The organism is Variovorax soli NBRC 106424, from assembly GCF_001591385.1.
In the GTDB taxonomy this organism is placed as follows: Bacteria; Pseudomonadota; Gammaproteobacteria; order Burkholderiales; family Burkholderiaceae_C; genus Variovorax; species Variovorax soli.
Window position 1 is genome coordinate 19,840 of sequence record NZ_BCUU01000011.1, and the last position, 15,111, is coordinate 34,950.

A 15,111-nucleotide genomic window follows, 5' to 3' on the forward strand; every position below is an offset into this window, starting at 1 on the left:
CGCGCACTTCGTGTCGCTCGACTCCCCCTCAAGGGGCGCACCCAGCGGCCCGGCAAAGCCGGTTCCGCGGGTGCCTTGGCATCGGGGCGCGCCGGTTTCATGCGTCGCGGGTGGCGCCCAACGTATCGCTGCCCCCCGAGGGGGCGCGTCAGCCGCTACGGGCGGCCGGGCGCCGCTGACATGCGCATCCTCGGCATCGACCCCGGCCTGCAAACCACCGGATTCGGCGTGGTGGACGCGCACGGCCAGCAGCTGAGCTACGTGGCCAGCGGCACCATCAGCACCAGGCACATGGTCGGCGAGCCGCTGGCGCTGCGTCTGAAGGTGCTGTTCGACGGCATTGGCGAGATCAGCGAGCGCTACCAGCCGGATGCGGCGGCCGTCGAAATCATCTTCGTCAACGTCAACCCGCAGTCGACGCTGATGCTGGGCCAGGCGCGCGGCGCCTGCCTGACGGCGCTCGTGGCCAATCGGCTGAACGTGGCCGAATACACGGCGCTGCAGATGAAGCAGGCCGTGGCCGGCCATGGCAATGCGGCCAAGGCGCAGGTTCAGGAGATGGTCAAGCGCCTCCTGAACCTGCCGGGCGTGCCGGGCGCCGACGCGGCCGACGCGCTGGGCATTGCCATCACGCATGCCCATGTCGGACACTCGCTGGCGCGGCTGGGCGATGCCGTGAAGAAGGGTGCGGGCGCCAGCTACCGGCAGGGCCGCACGCGCTGAGTCGTTCCGCGGCCTTGGCAGAAGATTCCAGGCGCCGCAAAACCAGGGGAGAAAAGCAGATGCATATCGTGATGGTGATGGTCGGCGGGCTGGTCCAGCTCGGCGTGTTCCTGATCTTCGGCTGGCATTGGGGCACCACGCCCGCCGCGATGGCCACGGCCGCCAAGCTGTTCCTGCCCGTGTGGCTGGTGGTGGTGGCGGTGAACATGTGGGTGGGCGTGGCCCACGCGGGCTACAGCGTGAAGGACGAGTTGCCGATCCTGCTGGCCAACTTTCTCGTGCCGGGGGTAGTGGCCATCATCGCGGCCTGGCAGCTTTCGCGCGCTGCCTGAATACGCCAGGAAGCCTGAGGCTCGTCAGGCCACGCGCTCGGCAATCAGCACGGCGAAGAAGCCGAGCGCCGCCAGCAGCGTCCACTTCAGCACGATCCAGCCGAAGCGGCGGTACTTGAGCTGGCCGGTGCCGGCATAGAAGGCGAAGGACACGCCGGCCACCAGCAGAAGCAGCAGGATGGCCCAGCGGAAAACCAGCATCGGTAGTGTCGCCCTTCCTGCGCCCGCGGCCTACCAGGCGCGCGCCACTTCGGCAAAGCCGCGCGGTGCGTCGGCCTCGTCCTCGAAGGTGACGATCTCGTAGGCGTCGCGGTTGGCCAGCAGCGCGCGCAGCAGCTTGTTGTTGAGCGCGTGGCCGGAGCGGAAGGCGGTGTAGGCCGCCAGCAGCGGCTTGCCGATGATGTAGAGGTCGCCGATGGCGTCCAGGATCTTGTGCTTGACGAACTCGTCGTCATAGCGAAGGCCGTCGGTGTTGAGCACCTTGGTATCGTCCATCACGATGGCGTTGTCCAGCCCGCCGCCCAGGGCCAGGCCCTTGGAGCGCATGTACTCCACTTCCTTGGTGAAGCCGAAGGTGCGTGCACGGGCAATGTCGCGGCTGTACGAGCCGCTTCCCATGTCGAACTCCACGCGCTGGCCGGTGGAATTGACCACCTTGTGGCTGAAGTCGATCTCGAAGGCCAGCTTGAAGCCGTGATAGGGCGCGAGCCGCGCCCACTTCTCGTCGGCGCCCTCGCCCTCGCGAACCTCCACGGGCCGCGTCACGCGGATGAAGCGGCGCGGCGCCTTCTGCAGCGCGATGCCCGCGCTTTGCAGAAGGAAGACGAAGGAGGATGCCGAGCCGTCGAGGATGGGCACCTCGTCGGCCGTGATGTCGATGTACAGGTTGTCCAGCCCCAAACCCGCGCAGGCCGACATGATGTGCTCGACGGTCTGCACCTTGGCGCCGCCGCGCGAAATGGTCGAGGCCAGTCGCGTGTCGGTGACGAACTGGGCCTCCATGGGAATTTCGACCGGTTCGGGCAGGTCCACCCGCCGGAACACGATGCCGGTATCCGGCGGCGCCGGCCGCAGGGTGAGCTCCACCCGCTGCCCGCTGTGCAGCCCCACGCCCACGGCGCGGCTGATGGATTTGAGAGTACGTTGCTGAAGCACGGCCGCAATTTTAGGCGGCCCGCCCCCCAGACGCACTGCACGCCTCGCTATCGCGGCAATAGCCGACAAGAAGACACTCCCAAGAACGACGCCCCAAGGACGTCAACCCCAACCACGGCGATTGATGGCGCAGAAGGCGTAGCGAGCGACCCGAGGTCGCATCGAGCATCGCAGCCGTACTGGGGTACGGCGAGAAGCGCAGATGCGAGATCGGGCCGCGCAGTAGCCTTATGCGTCGTCAATCGGCTTGGCGGCGGAGGAAGGCGGGGATCTCGAAATCGTCCATCCCCCCCGACGACAGCGCATCCACCTTGGCCGCAGCCATGGTACGGTTGGTGCGCCACACGCTCGGCACCGACATCCCGTCGTAGTTCGGCTGCGCAGCACCTGCGCCGACACCGCCGGCGCCCGCACCCAGCGTGGGCACGTTGAACGGCACGTTGTCGGTGCCGGTGCGGATCACCTCCAGCTGCGGCTGGCGCGCCTGGCTCTGGCGCGACAGGCCGGTGGCCACCACCGTCACGCGCATCTCGTCGCCCAGGCGCTCGTCGTAAGCAGCGCCATAGATGACGTGCGCGTCCGGCGAGGCGTAGGCACGGATGGTGTTCATCGCCAGCTTCGACTCCGACAGCTTCAGCGAAGCCTTCGATGCCGTGACCAGCACCAGCACGCCCTTGGCGCCCGACAGGTCGATGCCTTCCAGCAGCGGGCAGGCCACGGCCTGCTCGGCGGCGATGCGGGCGCGGTCGGGGCCGGCCGCCGCCGCAGTGCCCATCATGGCCTTGCCCGGCTCGCCCATCACGGTGCGCACGTCTTCGAAGTCGACGTTCACGCCGCCGTACTCGTTGATGATTTCCGAGATGCCGCCCACGGCGTTCTTCAGCACGTCGTTGGCATGGGCAAAGGCTTCCTCCTGGGTCACCTCGTCGCCCAGCACGTCCAGCAGCTTCTCGTTCAGCACCACGATCAGCGAATCGACGTTCGCCTCCAGCTCCTGCAGGCCTTGCTCCGCGTTGGTCATGCGGCGCCCGCCTTCCCAGTCGAAGGGCTTGGTCACCACGCCCACCGTCAGGATGCCCATCTCCTTGGCCACGCGCGCGATCACGGGGGCCGCGCCGGTGCCGGTGCCGCCGCCCATGCCGGCGGTGATGAAGAGCATGTGCGCGCCTTCGATGGCTTCGCGGATCTCTTCCACCGCGGCCTCGGCCGCGTCGCGGCCCTTGGCCGGCTTGCTGCCGGCGCCCAGCCCGCTGGTGCCCAGCTGGATCACCTTGTGCGCGTTGCTGCGGGTGAGCGCCTGCGCGTCCGTATTGGCGCAGACGAACTGCACACCTTGCACGCCGTGCTCCATCATGTGCGCCACGGCATTGCCGCCGCCGCCGCCGACACCGATCACCTTGATCTGCGTGCCTTGGTTGAATTCTTCGACTTCGATCATTTCGATGCTCATGTCCTGACTCCTTGAAATTTGCAGTTGCCGTCTTGTTCGGTTTGCGTTGCTTGTTCTTGCTTGTTTGCTTGCTTGTGAGCCTTATGGCGGTGGGCCTGTGCGCCGCCATCGCTCATTGAAATGGCGCGGAGGACTTCCGCGTGCCAGCCAAAGTCGATAAGTGGTGAAGAACATGGTCAGAAGTTCCCCACGATGAAGTCCTTGAAGCGGCCGAAAGCCGTCTTCACCGAGCCGCTCTTCTGCGCGACCTTGTAGCCGCGCATGCGGGCAAAGCGCGCTTCTTCCAGGAGGCCCATGACGGTGGCCGCGCGCGGCTGCGCCACCATGTCCGACAGCGCGCTCGAATACTTGGGAATGCCGCGGCGAACGGGCTTGAGGAAGATGTCCTCGCCCAGCTCGATCATCCCCGGCATCACCGCGCTGCCGCCGGTGAGCACCACGCCGGAAGACAGCACTTCCTCGTAGCCCGACTCGCGCACCACCTGCTGCACCAGCGAGAAGATTTCCTCGATGCGCGGCTCGATCACGCCGGCCAGCGCCTGCTTGCTCAAGAGGCGCGGGCCGCGGTCGCCCAGGCCCGGCACTTCCACCTGCGTCTCGGGGTCGGCCAGCAGCTGCTTGGCAAAGCCGTTCTCGACCTTGATGTCCTCGGCGTCCTTGGTCGGCGTGCGCAAGGCCATGGCGATGTCGCTGGTGACCAGGTCGCCGGCGATCGGGATCACCGCCGTGTGGCGAATGGCGCCGTTGGTGAAGATGGCCACGTCGGTGGTGCCGGCGCCGATGTCCACCAGCACCACGCCCAGTTCGCGCTCGTCTTCTGTGAGCACCGCCTGGCTGGAGGCCAGCGGGTTGAGCATGAGCTGGTCCACTTCCAGGCCGCAGCGGCGCACGCACTTGATGATGTTCTCGGCCGCGCTCTGGGCGCCGGTGACGATGTGCACCTTGGCTTCCAGGCGCATGCCGCTCATGCCGATCGGCTCCTTCACGTCCTGGCCGTCGATCACGAATTCCTGCGGTTCCACCAGCAGCAGGCGCTGGTCGCTGGAGATGTTGATGGCGCGCGCCGTCTCCACCACGCGCGCCACGTCGGCGGGCGTGACTTCCTTGTCCTTGACCGCCACCATGCCGCTGGAGTTGATGCCGCGGATGTGGCTGCCCGTGATGCCCGTGTAGACGCGGCTGATCTTGCAGTCGGCCATCAGCTCGGCCTCCTTCAGCGCCTGCTGGATGCTCTGCACGGTGGCATCGATGTTGACCACCACGCCGCGCTTGAGGCCGTTGCTCGGCGCCACCCCCAGTCCCGCCAGCTTCAGGTCGCCGCTGGGCAGCACCTCGGCCACCACCGCCATCACCTTGGCGGTGCCGATGTCGAGGCCGACGACCAGGTCTTTGTAGTCTTTAGGCATGAATTCCTCGTTGCAACATTTCGCTATTTCTTCTTTGCCGGGAGCGCGGCGCCATCGGCCACGGTGGTCACGCCCCGCAGGCGCAAGGCATACGCATCCTTGTGGCGCAGGTCCGCACTCTCGATCGAATCCAGGGTGCGGCCGTACTGGCTCGCCACCTGGCGCACCGATGTGAGAAAGCGCTCCACCCGCGCCGACACTTCCTCGGCCTGGCCGCGGCCCAGCTCGATCACTGCGCCCGTGTCCAGGCGGGCTTCCCAGCTGCCCCGGGCCGACAGGGACAGCTCTTCCACGCTCAGGTCGTAAGGCGCGAACAAGGGCTGCAGCACCTGGTACATGCCCAGCACCTGCCCGGCATGGTCCAGCGGCCCGGTCAGGCGCGGCAGGGCCTGGTCGACCTCGGCCACGTTGGCATCGAACACTTCGCCGTAGCCATTGATCAGGCGCGACTCGTCCTCCGCGCCCCAGAAGGCCACCGGCACCTGCTCGGTCAGGGTGGCCCGCAGCCGGTTCGGGAACTCGCGCTTGACCACCGCCTTGCGCACCCAGGGCACCGACTCGAACGCCGTGCGCGCCTTGGCCAGGTCGACGGTGAAGAAGTTGCCCGCCAGCTGCGGCGTGACGTTGGCGCGCAAGGTCACGGCGTTGGTGTGGGTCAGCTCGCCGTCCACGCGGATGCCCGCCAGCGGGAAAAAAGGTTGGCGCAGCAACCACCAGCCGGCCGCCGCCAGCAGCATGACGCCGAACAACGCAAACATGAGCGTTGCCACGATGTTCATGAGCTTGACGTCGAAGGGGGCGGGGATGCTGTCGGCCATGTTCAGGGTTGCCCTTCTCCCTGGGTCGGCTTGGCCGAATCCAGCGTGGCGCTCGCCAGCACCTGCAGGCACAGGTCCTCGTAGCTGATGCCGGCCGCGCGCGCCGACATCGGCACCAGCGAATGGCTGGTCATGCCGGGCGAGGTGTTCATCTCCAGCAGGAAGGGCTTGCGGTCGCTGGCGCGGATCATCAGGTCGGCGCGGCCCCAGCCGCGGCAGCCGAGCGTGCGGTAGGCGGCCAGCGACAGGTGCTGGATCTCGGACTCGAGTTCGGGCGGCAGGCCGCTCGGGCAGTGGTACTTCACGTCGTCGGTGAAGTACTTGTTCTGGTAGTCGTAAGCGCCGTCGGGCGCGGCGATGCGCACCACCGGCAGCGCCCTGGCGTACTGGCCGGTGCCCAGCACCGCGCAGGTGACTTCCTCGCCTTCGATGAATTCCTCGCACAGCACGTCGGCGTCGTAGCCGGCGGCCAGCTTCACCGCCTCCTGCATCTCGGAGTAGCCCTTGACCTTGGTCACGCCGATGGACGAGCCCTCGCGCGGCGGCTTCACGATCAGCGGCAGGCCCAGCACGTCGGGCACCGCGCGCACCTGCTCCAGCGTCTGCTGGTCGAAGGCCAGGCGTGCATAGCGCGGCGTGGGCAGGCCGTCGGCCACCCAGATGCGCTTGGTCATGACCTTGTCCATGGCCACGCTCGAGGCCATCACGCCCGAGCCGGTGTAGGGAATGCCCAGCAGCTCCAGCGCGCCCTGCACCGTGCCGTCTTCGCCGTGGCGGCCATGCAATGCGATGAAGCAGCGCGAAAAGCCTTCGCGCTGCAGGTCGACCAGCGGGCGCTTGGACGGATCGAATTCGTGCGCGTCGACGCCGCGCGAACGCAGCGCGCCCAGCACGCCGGTGCCCGACATGATCGACACGTCGCGCTCGGCCGAACTGCCGCCCATCAGGACGGCCACCTTGCCCAGGGAATTTTCTTGGCGGGCGTTCACTTGCTTTCCTTTGCGGTTGCGGCGGCCGGCGCGTTGCCCAGCTCGACCACCTTGGCGGGCACGGCGCCGATGGAGCCTGCGCCCATGCAGATCACCACGTCGCCGTCCCGTGCGTTGTTCAAGATCGCCCGGGGCATATCGGCAATCTCGTCGACAAATACAGGCTCGACCTTTCCGGCCACGCGCAGCGCGCGCGCCAGCGAACGGCCGTCCGCCGCCACGATGGGCGCTTCGCCGGCCGCGTACACCTCGGCCAGCAGCACGGCATCGGCCTGGCCGATGACCTTGACGAAGTCCTCGAAGCAGTCGCGCGTGCGGGTGTAGCGGTGCGGCTGGAAGGCCAGCACCAGCCGGCGCCCCGGAAAGGCGCCGCGCGCCGCCGCGATGGTGGCCGCCATCTCCACCGGGTGGTGGCCGTAGTCGTCGATCACGGTGAAGCTGCCTGCGCCCTGAGGCACGGCGACGTCGCCGTAGCGCTGGAAGCGCCGGCCCACGCCCTTGAAGTCGGCCAGGCCGCGCTGCACCGCCTCGTCGGGGATGTTGAGTTCCACTGCCATGGCGATCACCGACAGCGCATTGCGCACGTTGTGCTCGCCCGGCAGATTGAGCGTGATGGGCAGGTCGGGCAGCGTCACGCCGTTGCGGCGCTGCACGGTGAAGTGCATCTGGCCGCCCTCGGCGCGCACATCCACCGCGCGCACCTGGGCCTCCTCGTTGAAGCCGTAGCTGGTGACCGGGCAGGACACCTGCGTGACGATCTCGCGCACGGCCGCATCGTCGGTGCACAGGATCGCCACGCCATAGAAGGGCATGCGGTGCAGGAAGTCGACGAAGGCGCCCTTGAGGCGCGCGAAGTCGTGCCCGTAGGTCTCCATGTGGTCGGCGTCGATGTTGGTGACCACCGCCATGATCGGCAGCAGGTTCAGGAACGAGGCGTCCGATTCGTCCGCCTCCACCACGATGTAGTCGCCGCTGCCCAGGCGTGCGTTGGTGCCGGCGCTGTTCAGGCGGCCGCCGATGACGAAGGTCGGGTCCAGGCCGGCCGCGGCCAGCACGCTGGCGGCCAGGCTGGTGGTGGTGGTCTTGCCGTGCGTGCCGGCAATGGCAATGCCCTGCTTCAGGCGCATGAGCTCGGCCAGCATCAGCGCGCGGGGCACCACGGGAATCTTCTTCTCGCGGGCCGCCACCACCTCGGGGTTGTCGGCCTTCACCGCGGTGGAGGTCACCACCGCATCGGCGCCGGCGATGTGGGCCGCGTCATGGCCCACGTGCGTGGCAATGCCCAGGCCCGCCAGCCGGCGCAGCGTGGCGCTGTCGGCCAGGTCTGAGCCCGAAATCTGGTAGCCCAGGTTGAGCAGCACTTCGGCGATGCCGCTCATGCCCGCGCCCCCGACGCCTACGAAATGGATGTGTCTGATCGCGTGCTTCATCTGGCTAGCTCCTCGCAGGCACGGACGACTTCGATGACCGCTTCGGTCTTTTGCAGGCCCTTGGCCTTGGTGGCGCGCTCCAGCAGAGCGGCTCGTGTGGTCTTTTGCAGCAAATCGGAAAGCAATTCAGGTGTGAGTTCGGACTGCTGAACGAGCCAGCCGCCTCCCGCGTCGACAAGAAAGCGAGCGTTGGTGGTCTGGTGGTCGTCCACCGCCGAGGGAAATGGAACGAAGAGCGCCGCCGCACCCACCGCCGCGATCTCTGTCACGGTGCTGGCGCCGGCGCGCGCAATGACGAGGTCGGCCTGTGCAAACGCCTCGGCCGTCTCGTCGATGAAAGCGGTGAGCTCGGCTTGCACGCCGGCCGCGGTGTAGTTGGCGCGCAGCTCGTCGATCTGCCTGGCGCCGCTTTGATGCAGCACGATGGGACGCTCGGCCGGCGCGATGCGCGCCAGCGCCTGCGGCACGATGCTGTTGAGCGCCTTGGCGCCCAGGCTGCCGCCCACCACCAGCAGCTTCAGCGGCCCTTCGCGGCCGGCAAAGCGCGCCGCGGGTTCGGGCTGGTTCAGGAACGCCTCGCGCAGCGGATTGCCCACCCATTGGGCCTTCTTCAACACGTTGGGAAAGGCGGTGAAGATGCGGTCGGCCACGCCGGCCAGCACCTTGTTGGCCATGCCGGCCACCGAGTTCTGCTCGTGCAGCACCAGCGGCTTGCCCAGCAGCACGCTCATCATGCCGCCCGGAAAGGTGATGTAGCCGCCCAGGCCCACCACCACGTCGGGCTTCACGCGGCGCACAACGCCGATGGCCTGCCAGAAGGCGCGCAGCAGCTTCAGCGGCAGCAGCGCCAACGTCACCAGGCCCTTGCCGCGCACGCCGCCGAACTCGACCGGCTCGAAGGCGAAGCCGCGCGGCGGCACCAGCTGGTGCTCCATGCCGGTGGGCGCGCCCAGCCAGTGCACGCGCCAGCCGCGTGCGCGCAGGGCTTCCGCCACGGCCAGGCCGGGGAAGATGTGGCCGCCCGTGCCGCCCGCCATGATGAGCGCCGTCTTCATACGCGCCCTCCCCGCATCAATACCCTGTTCTCGTAATCGATGCGAAGCACGACCGCGAGCGCCACCAGATTCATGATGATGGCCGAGCCTCCGTAGCTCATCAGCGGCAGCGTGAGGCCCTTGGTGGGCAGTGCGCCCAGGTTCACGCCCATGTTGATGAAGGTCTGGAAGCCGATCCACACGCCCACGCCCTGCGCCACCAGGCCGGAGAACACCCGGTCCAGCGCGATGGCCTGGCGGCCGATGTGCATGATGCGGCGCGTCATCCACAGGAACAGCACGATGACGGTGAGCACACCCACCAGGCCGAACTCCTCGCCGATCACGGCCAGCAGGAAGTCGGTGTGCGCCTCGGGCAGCCAGTGCAGCTTCTCCACGCTGCCGCCCAGGCCCACCCCGAAGATCTCGCCGCGGCCGATGGCGATGAGCGAATGCGAGAGCTGGTAGCCCTTGCCCAGCGCATTGGTCTCGCTCCACGGGTCGAGGTAGGCAAAGATGCGCTCGCGCCGCCACGGGGACGAGGCCACCATCATCGCGAAGGCGGCCACCACCAGCGCGGAGATCACGAAGAACATGCGGGCATTCACCCCGCCCAGGAACAGGATGCCCATGGCGATGACGGCGATCACCATGAAGGCGCCCATGTCCGGCTCGGCCAGCAGCAGCATGCCCACGATCACCACCGCAATGCCCATGGGGAGCACGGCGCGGAAGAAGCGCTCCTTGATCTCCATCTTGCGCACCATGTAGCTGGCCGCATACATGACCATGGCCAGCTTGGCGAGCTCGGAGGGCTGGAAGTTGGTGATGCCCAGCGGAATCCAGCGGCGCGCGCCGTTCACGCTGCGGCCCACGTGCGGAATGAGCACGGCCACCAGCAGCAGCAGCGCGGCGATGAAGAGCCACGGCGCCGCTCGCTCCCAGTTGCGCATGGGCACCTGGAAGGCCAGCAGCGCCGCCACGAAGGCCACCACCAGCGACACGCTGTGGCGCACGAGGAAGTAGGTCTCCTGGTAGTTGGCGCGCGCGAAGCGCGGGTTGTCGCCGATGGCGATGGAGGCCGAATAGACCATCACCAAGCCCCAGGCCAGCAGCGCCACCGTGACCCACAGCAGCGCCTGGTCGAAGCCCAGCACGCGCACCGGCTCGGCCCGCGTCTGGGTGACGCCGGCGCCGCCCAGGTGCACCGGCAGGTGCATGGGCAGCGCATCCACGCCTTCGCGGGCGCGGCCGAACAGGCGGCGCAGCAGCCCGCCCGTGCGTTGGCCCTTGTTGCTGGCGGCGACGGCGGCGCTGTTCACGCGAGCCCTCCTTCGCTGCCGGCGCCATCCAGGTCGCCACGGGGTGACTCAGCCAGCACCTGCACCGCCTCGCAGAAGACGGCGGCGCGGTGGGCGTAGTCCTTGAACATGTCGAAGCTGGCGCAGGCCGGCGACAGCAGCACCGCATCGCCCGGGTTGGCGCGGCGCGACGCGGCCTGCACCGCCTCTTCCATGGAGGCGGCGTGCTGCAGGCTGACACCGGTATCGGCCAGCGCCTGCTCGATCAGCGGGGCATCGCGGCCGATGAGGATGACCGCCCGCGCATAGCGCGACACCGGCGCGGCCAGCGGCGAGAAGTCCTGCCCCTTGCCTTCGCCGCCCAGGATCAGCACCACGCGGCGGTCCACGCCGAGACCGCTCAGCGCAGCCACGGTGGCGCCCACGTTGGTGCCCTTGCTGTCGTCGAAGTACTCGACCTCGTCGATCATGGCCACCGGCTCCACGCGGTGCGGCTCGCCCCGGTATTCGCGCAGGCCATACAGCATGGGCGCGAGGCTGCAGCCGGCCGACACGGCCAGCGCCAGCGCCGCCAGTGCATTGAGCGCGTTGTGCTGGCCGCGGATGCGCAGGGCATCGGCGGGCATCAGGCGCTGCAGGTGGATCTCTTCCTCTTCCACCGGTGCGCCGCGCTTGCGCTTTTGTGTTTCGTCCGCTTCATGCGCGCGCACCAGCCAGGCCATGCCGTTCAGGCGCTCGATGCCGAAGTCGCCGGGGCGGCGCGGCAGCTCGGCGCCGAAGGTGATGTGGGCCCGGATCTGCGGCCGCTGCAGCTTCACGCGCACCGGCGGTGGCAGCATCGCCATCACGACGGGGTCGTCGCGGTTGAGCACCATCAGGCCCTTCTGGCCGAAGATGCGCGCCTTGGCCTTGGCATAGGCGTCCATGTCGCCATGCCAGTCCAGGTGGTCCTGCGTCACGTTGAGCACCGTGGCGGCCGTGGGCTCGAAGCCTTGGACGCCGTCGAGCTGGAAGCTGGAGAGTTCGAGCACCCACACCTCGGGCAGGTCTTGCGCGTCCATTCGCGCGGCCAGCGTGTCGAGCAGGGTCGGGCCGATGTTGCCGGCCACCGCCACGGTTTTGCCCGCGCGCTCCACCAGCTGGCCAGTGAGCGAGGTGACGGTGGTCTTGCCGTTGGTGCCGGTGATGGCCAGCACGGCCGGTTCGTAGCCGCGCGGCTTGGGCGGCACGATCACCGGGGCGGGCGCTTCGTCCTCGTCGTCGGCCGGTGCCGGCGCGGGTGCTTCCTCGTCGGCGGCAGCAGGGGCGTCGGCGGAGGACTCGGCCGCTGCATCGCGAGCGTCGGCAGCATCGGCAAGCTCATCGGCCGGCGCGGCCGGTGCCACTGCGTCGCCCATGCCTTCGGCCGGTTCGTCTTGCGGTGCGGCGGCATCATCTTGCGGCGGGGATTCGACCTCGCCCGGCTCCTCGGCCGGCGGCACCGCCAGGTCGGCCAGCGCCTGCGCAAAAAGGTCCAGTTCGCCGCCCACCGGCAAGCCGATGGCGCGTGCCGTCGAGACCACCGGTGCCAGCGCCTGCGGCGACAGGCCGGGCGAGCAGTACACGGCGCGGACGGACGTGCCCTCGACCAGGGCGCTGCTGAAGGGACCGCCCACGAAAACGGCATCCGGCCATTCGGCGCGCAGCGTCGCCAGCTGCGGCGGCGCCTCGCGCGTGTCGGCCACGGTGACCACGGCGCCATGGCGGGCGCACCAGCGCGCCATCGCCAGACCCGAGGCGCCCAGGCCCAGGATCAGCACGTGGAGTTGGTTGAGGTGCTTCACGCTCGCCCGTCCTCTATCGCAGCTTGAGGGTCGATAAACCCACGAGGCACAGCAGCATGGTGATGATCCAGAAGCGCACGACCACCTGGGTCTCGCGCCATCCGCTCTTTTCGAAGTGGTGGTGCAGCGGCGCCATCTTCAGCACGCGCCGCCCCTCGCCGTAGCGGCGCTTGGTGTACTTGAAGTAGCTCACCTGGGCCATCACCGAGATGGCCTCGACCACGAAGATGCCGCCCATCACGAAGAAGACAATCTCCTGGCGCACGATCACGGCGATGGTGCCCAAAGCGCCGCCCAGCGCCAGCGCGCCCACGTCGCCCATGAAGACCTGCGCCGGATGCGTGTTGAACCACAGGAAGGCCAGGCCTGCGCCGGCCATGGCCGAGCAGAACACCAGCAGTTCGCCCGAACCCGGGATGTAGGGAAAGATCAGGTACTTCGAGAAGACCGAACTGCCGGTGACGTAGGCGAACACGCCCAGGGCGGAGCCCACCATCACCACTGGCATGATGGCCAGGCCGTCCAGCCCGTCCGTCAGGTTGACGGCATTGCTCGCCCCCACGATCACCAGGTAGGTGAGCACGACGAAACCCACGCCGCCCAGCGGGTAGCTCACCTCCTTGAAGAAGGGCACCAGCAGGTTGGTCTTGGGCGGAAAGTCCAGGTCGAAGCCCGAGCGCACCCAGGCATAGAAAAGCTCCAGCACGCGCCAGTTCGACACTTCCGAGATGCTGAACAGAAGATAGAAAGCGGCCAGCAGGCCGATGATCGACTGCCAGAAGTACTTCTCGCGCGAGCGCATGCCCTCGGGGTCTTTCTTGACCACCTTGCGCCAGTCGTCCACCCAGCCGATGGCGCCGAAGCCCAGCGTGACCCACAGCACGATCCAGACGAAGCGGTTGGACAAATCGAACCACAGGAGCGTGGCCAGCGCGATGGCGAACAGCACCAGCACGCCGCCCATGGTGGGCGTGCCGCTCTTCACGAGGTGCGTTTCCATGGCGTAGCCGCGCACCGGCTGGCCGATCTTGAGCGCCGTCAGGCGCCGGATGACGCCCGGCCCCGCGATGAGCCCCACCAGCAGCGCGGTCAGCGCCGCCCCCACCGCACGAAAGGTCAGGTATTGAAAGATGCGCAGGAACCCGAACTCGGGCGACAGCGTCTGCAGCCATTGGGCCAGGCTTATCAGCATGGAAAACTGTCCGGAACATCAGGCATGTCCGGCCTCCTCGGAATCGTTGTTCTGAACGTGCGCGGCAATCGCCTGCACCACGCGCTCCATCTTCATGAAGCGCGATCCTTTGACGAGCACGCTGCCCACGCGCGGCAGCCTGGCCCGCACGGCGTCGTTGAGCGCCTCGATCTGTTCGTTTGCAAAATGCAGCCCCTCGCCGGCGCCCATGGACTCGGCCGCGAAGGCCTGGACGCTGTGCGCGGATTCGGAACCCAGCGCATACACGCACTCGATGCCGCGGGTGGCGGCCCAGGCGCCGACCTCGGCGTGGAACTGCGGCCCCTGGTTGCCCACCTCGCCCATGTCGCCCAGCACCAGCAAGTGCGGCGCTGGCAGCGCCGCCAGCACGTCGATGGCGGCGCGCATCGAATCGGGGTTGGCGTTGTAGGTGTCGTCCACCAGCGTGAGCGGCTGCCCGTCGGCACGCACCAGCACGCGCGCGTTCGAGCGCCCGCCCACCGGCTGGAACGATTCGAGGCCGCGCGCGATGTCGCCCAGCGAGACGCCGGCCGCGAGCGCGCAGGCCGTGGCCGCCGCGGCATTGAGCAGGTTGTGCCGGCCCGCAATGCGCAGCTGGCAGCGCAGGTTGCCCAGCGGCGTGCGCAGCTCCAGCGCCCACGCCTCGCCGTGCCACACGGCATCGGCCACCGACACATCGGCCTGCGCATGCTCGCCGAAGCTGAGGCAACGGCGCGAGGCGCCCTCGCGCGCCAGCAGGGTCCAGAGCGGGGTGAAGGCATCGCCGTGCGGAAACACCGCGGTGCCGTCGGGCGGCAGCGCGGCAAACACGGCGCCGTTCTCGCGCGCCACGGCTTCCACCGTGGCCATGAATTCCTGGTGCTCGCGCTGGGCGTTGTTGACCAGCGCGATGGTGGGCTGCGCAATGGCCGCCAGCCGCGCAATCTCGCCCGGATGGTTCATGCCCAGCTCGACCACGCCCAGCTGATGCTGAGGCGCCAGGCGCAGCAGCGTGAGCGGCAGGCCCACTTCGTTGTTGAAGTTGCCGCGCGTGGCCAGGGACCGCTCGGGCCCGGTGCTGGCCGCCAGGATGGCGGCGATCATCTGCGTGACCGTGGTCTTGCCGTTGCTGCCGGTCACGGCGATCAGCGGCAACTGGAACTGGCGGCGCCAGCCGTTGGCCAGCGCACCCAGCGCCGCCAGCGTGTCGGGCACTTCGAGGCCCGCCAGGCCCGCCGCCTCCAGGCCGCCATGGGCGATGGCCGCGACGGCGCCCGCCGCCTTGGCCTGGCCGAGGAACTGGTTGGCATCGAAGCGCTCGCCCTTGAGCGCCACGAACAGGTCGCCCGCGGCCAGCGTGCGCGTGTCGGTGTGCACGCGTGCAATCGCGGTTGCCGGGTCGCCCACCAGGCGTGCGCCTGGCACCCAGGCCCGCGCTTGCTCGAGCGTCATCATCAT

The 15,111-nt window shown here is 68.5% G+C and carries 14 protein-coding genes; 2 read left to right on the plus strand and 12 right to left on the minus strand.

The features are described from left to right. Positions 1-180: 180 nt before the first annotated feature. Positions 181-723, plus strand: a complete 543-nt coding sequence (gene ruvC / locus VSO01S_RS05515; RefSeq protein ID WP_068640800.1) for a crossover junction endodeoxyribonuclease RuvC — start codon at positions 181-183, stop codon at positions 721-723. A gap of 59 nt (positions 724-782) precedes the next feature. After that, positions 783-1,055 (plus strand): hypothetical protein, encoded by a 273-nt coding sequence (locus VSO01S_RS05520; RefSeq protein ID WP_068640801.1) that lies wholly within the window; start codon positions 783-785, stop codon positions 1,053-1,055. A 24-nt stretch (positions 1,056-1,079) separates the two neighbouring features. Here VSO01S_RS05520 and VSO01S_RS27690 read toward each other — a convergent pair whose 3' ends face one another. The 12 genes from VSO01S_RS27690 to VSO01S_RS05575 form a co-directional block, all read right to left on the minus strand. Beyond that, a complete protein-coding gene (locus tag VSO01S_RS27690; RefSeq protein WP_165402393.1) occupies positions 1,080-1,256 on the minus strand; it encodes a hypothetical protein in 177 nt (58 codons plus the stop codon). Positions 1,257-1,286: 30 nt separating this feature from the next. Beyond that, positions 1,287-2,210 carry a UDP-3-O-acyl-N-acetylglucosamine deacetylase gene (lpxC, locus tag VSO01S_RS05525; RefSeq protein ID WP_068640802.1) on the minus strand — a complete coding sequence of 308 codons (924 nt, stop codon included), beginning with the start codon at positions 2,208-2,210 and terminating at the stop codon, positions 1,287-1,289. Between the two features lie 238 nt (positions 2,211-2,448). Beyond that, positions 2,449-3,660 carry a cell division protein FtsZ gene (gene ftsZ / locus VSO01S_RS05530; protein ID WP_068640803.1) on the minus strand — a complete coding sequence of 404 codons (1,212 nt, stop codon included), beginning with the start codon at positions 3,658-3,660 and terminating at the stop codon, positions 2,449-2,451. Between the two features lie 176 nt (positions 3,661-3,836). Beyond that, positions 3,837-5,066: a cell division protein FtsA gene (ftsA, locus tag VSO01S_RS05535; RefSeq protein WP_068640804.1), complete on the minus strand. Its 1,230-nt coding sequence runs from the start codon at positions 5,064-5,066 to the stop codon at positions 3,837-3,839. Between the two features lie 23 nt (positions 5,067-5,089). Further along, the gene (locus VSO01S_RS05540; RefSeq protein WP_068640805.1) at positions 5,090-5,884 is read right to left on the minus strand and encodes a cell division protein FtsQ/DivIB; all 795 of its coding nucleotides are present in this window, start codon (positions 5,882-5,884) and stop codon (positions 5,090-5,092) included. A gap of 2 nt (positions 5,885-5,886) precedes the next feature. Continuing rightward, positions 5,887-6,873 carry a D-alanine--D-alanine ligase gene (locus VSO01S_RS05545; RefSeq protein WP_084241703.1) on the minus strand — a complete coding sequence of 329 codons (987 nt, stop codon included), beginning with the start codon at positions 6,871-6,873 and terminating at the stop codon, positions 5,887-5,889. Beyond that, a complete protein-coding gene (gene murC, locus VSO01S_RS05550; protein ID WP_068640806.1) occupies positions 6,870-8,303 on the minus strand; it encodes a UDP-N-acetylmuramate--L-alanine ligase in 1,434 nt (477 codons plus the stop codon). Before murC ends, VSO01S_RS05545 begins: the two co-directional genes overlap by 4 nt. Beyond that, entirely contained in the window at positions 8,300-9,358 is a 1,059-nt protein-coding gene (gene murG, locus VSO01S_RS05555) for an undecaprenyldiphospho-muramoylpentapeptide beta-N-acetylglucosaminyltransferase (RefSeq protein ID WP_068640807.1), read from the minus strand. Before murG ends, murC begins: the two co-directional genes overlap by 4 nt. Beyond that, a complete protein-coding gene (gene ftsW / locus VSO01S_RS05560; protein WP_068640808.1) occupies positions 9,355-10,659 on the minus strand; it encodes a putative lipid II flippase FtsW in 1,305 nt (434 codons plus the stop codon). The genes murG and ftsW overlap by 4 nt, the downstream gene beginning before the upstream one ends. Beyond that, positions 10,656-12,401, minus strand: coding sequence for a UDP-N-acetylmuramoyl-L-alanine--D-glutamate ligase (gene murD, locus VSO01S_RS05565; protein WP_084241707.1), 1,746 nt, complete (start codon positions 12,399-12,401; stop codon positions 10,656-10,658). The genes ftsW and murD overlap by 4 nt, the downstream gene beginning before the upstream one ends. Before the next feature lie 73 nt (positions 12,402-12,474). Next, positions 12,475-13,653: a phospho-N-acetylmuramoyl-pentapeptide-transferase gene (gene mraY / locus VSO01S_RS05570; protein WP_068640810.1), complete on the minus strand. Its 1,179-nt coding sequence runs from the start codon at positions 13,651-13,653 to the stop codon at positions 12,475-12,477. An 18-nt stretch (positions 13,654-13,671) separates the two neighbouring features. Beyond that, positions 13,672-15,111: a UDP-N-acetylmuramoyl-tripeptide--D-alanyl-D-alanine ligase gene (locus VSO01S_RS05575; protein ID WP_068640849.1), complete on the minus strand. Its 1,440-nt coding sequence runs from the start codon at positions 15,109-15,111 to the stop codon at positions 13,672-13,674.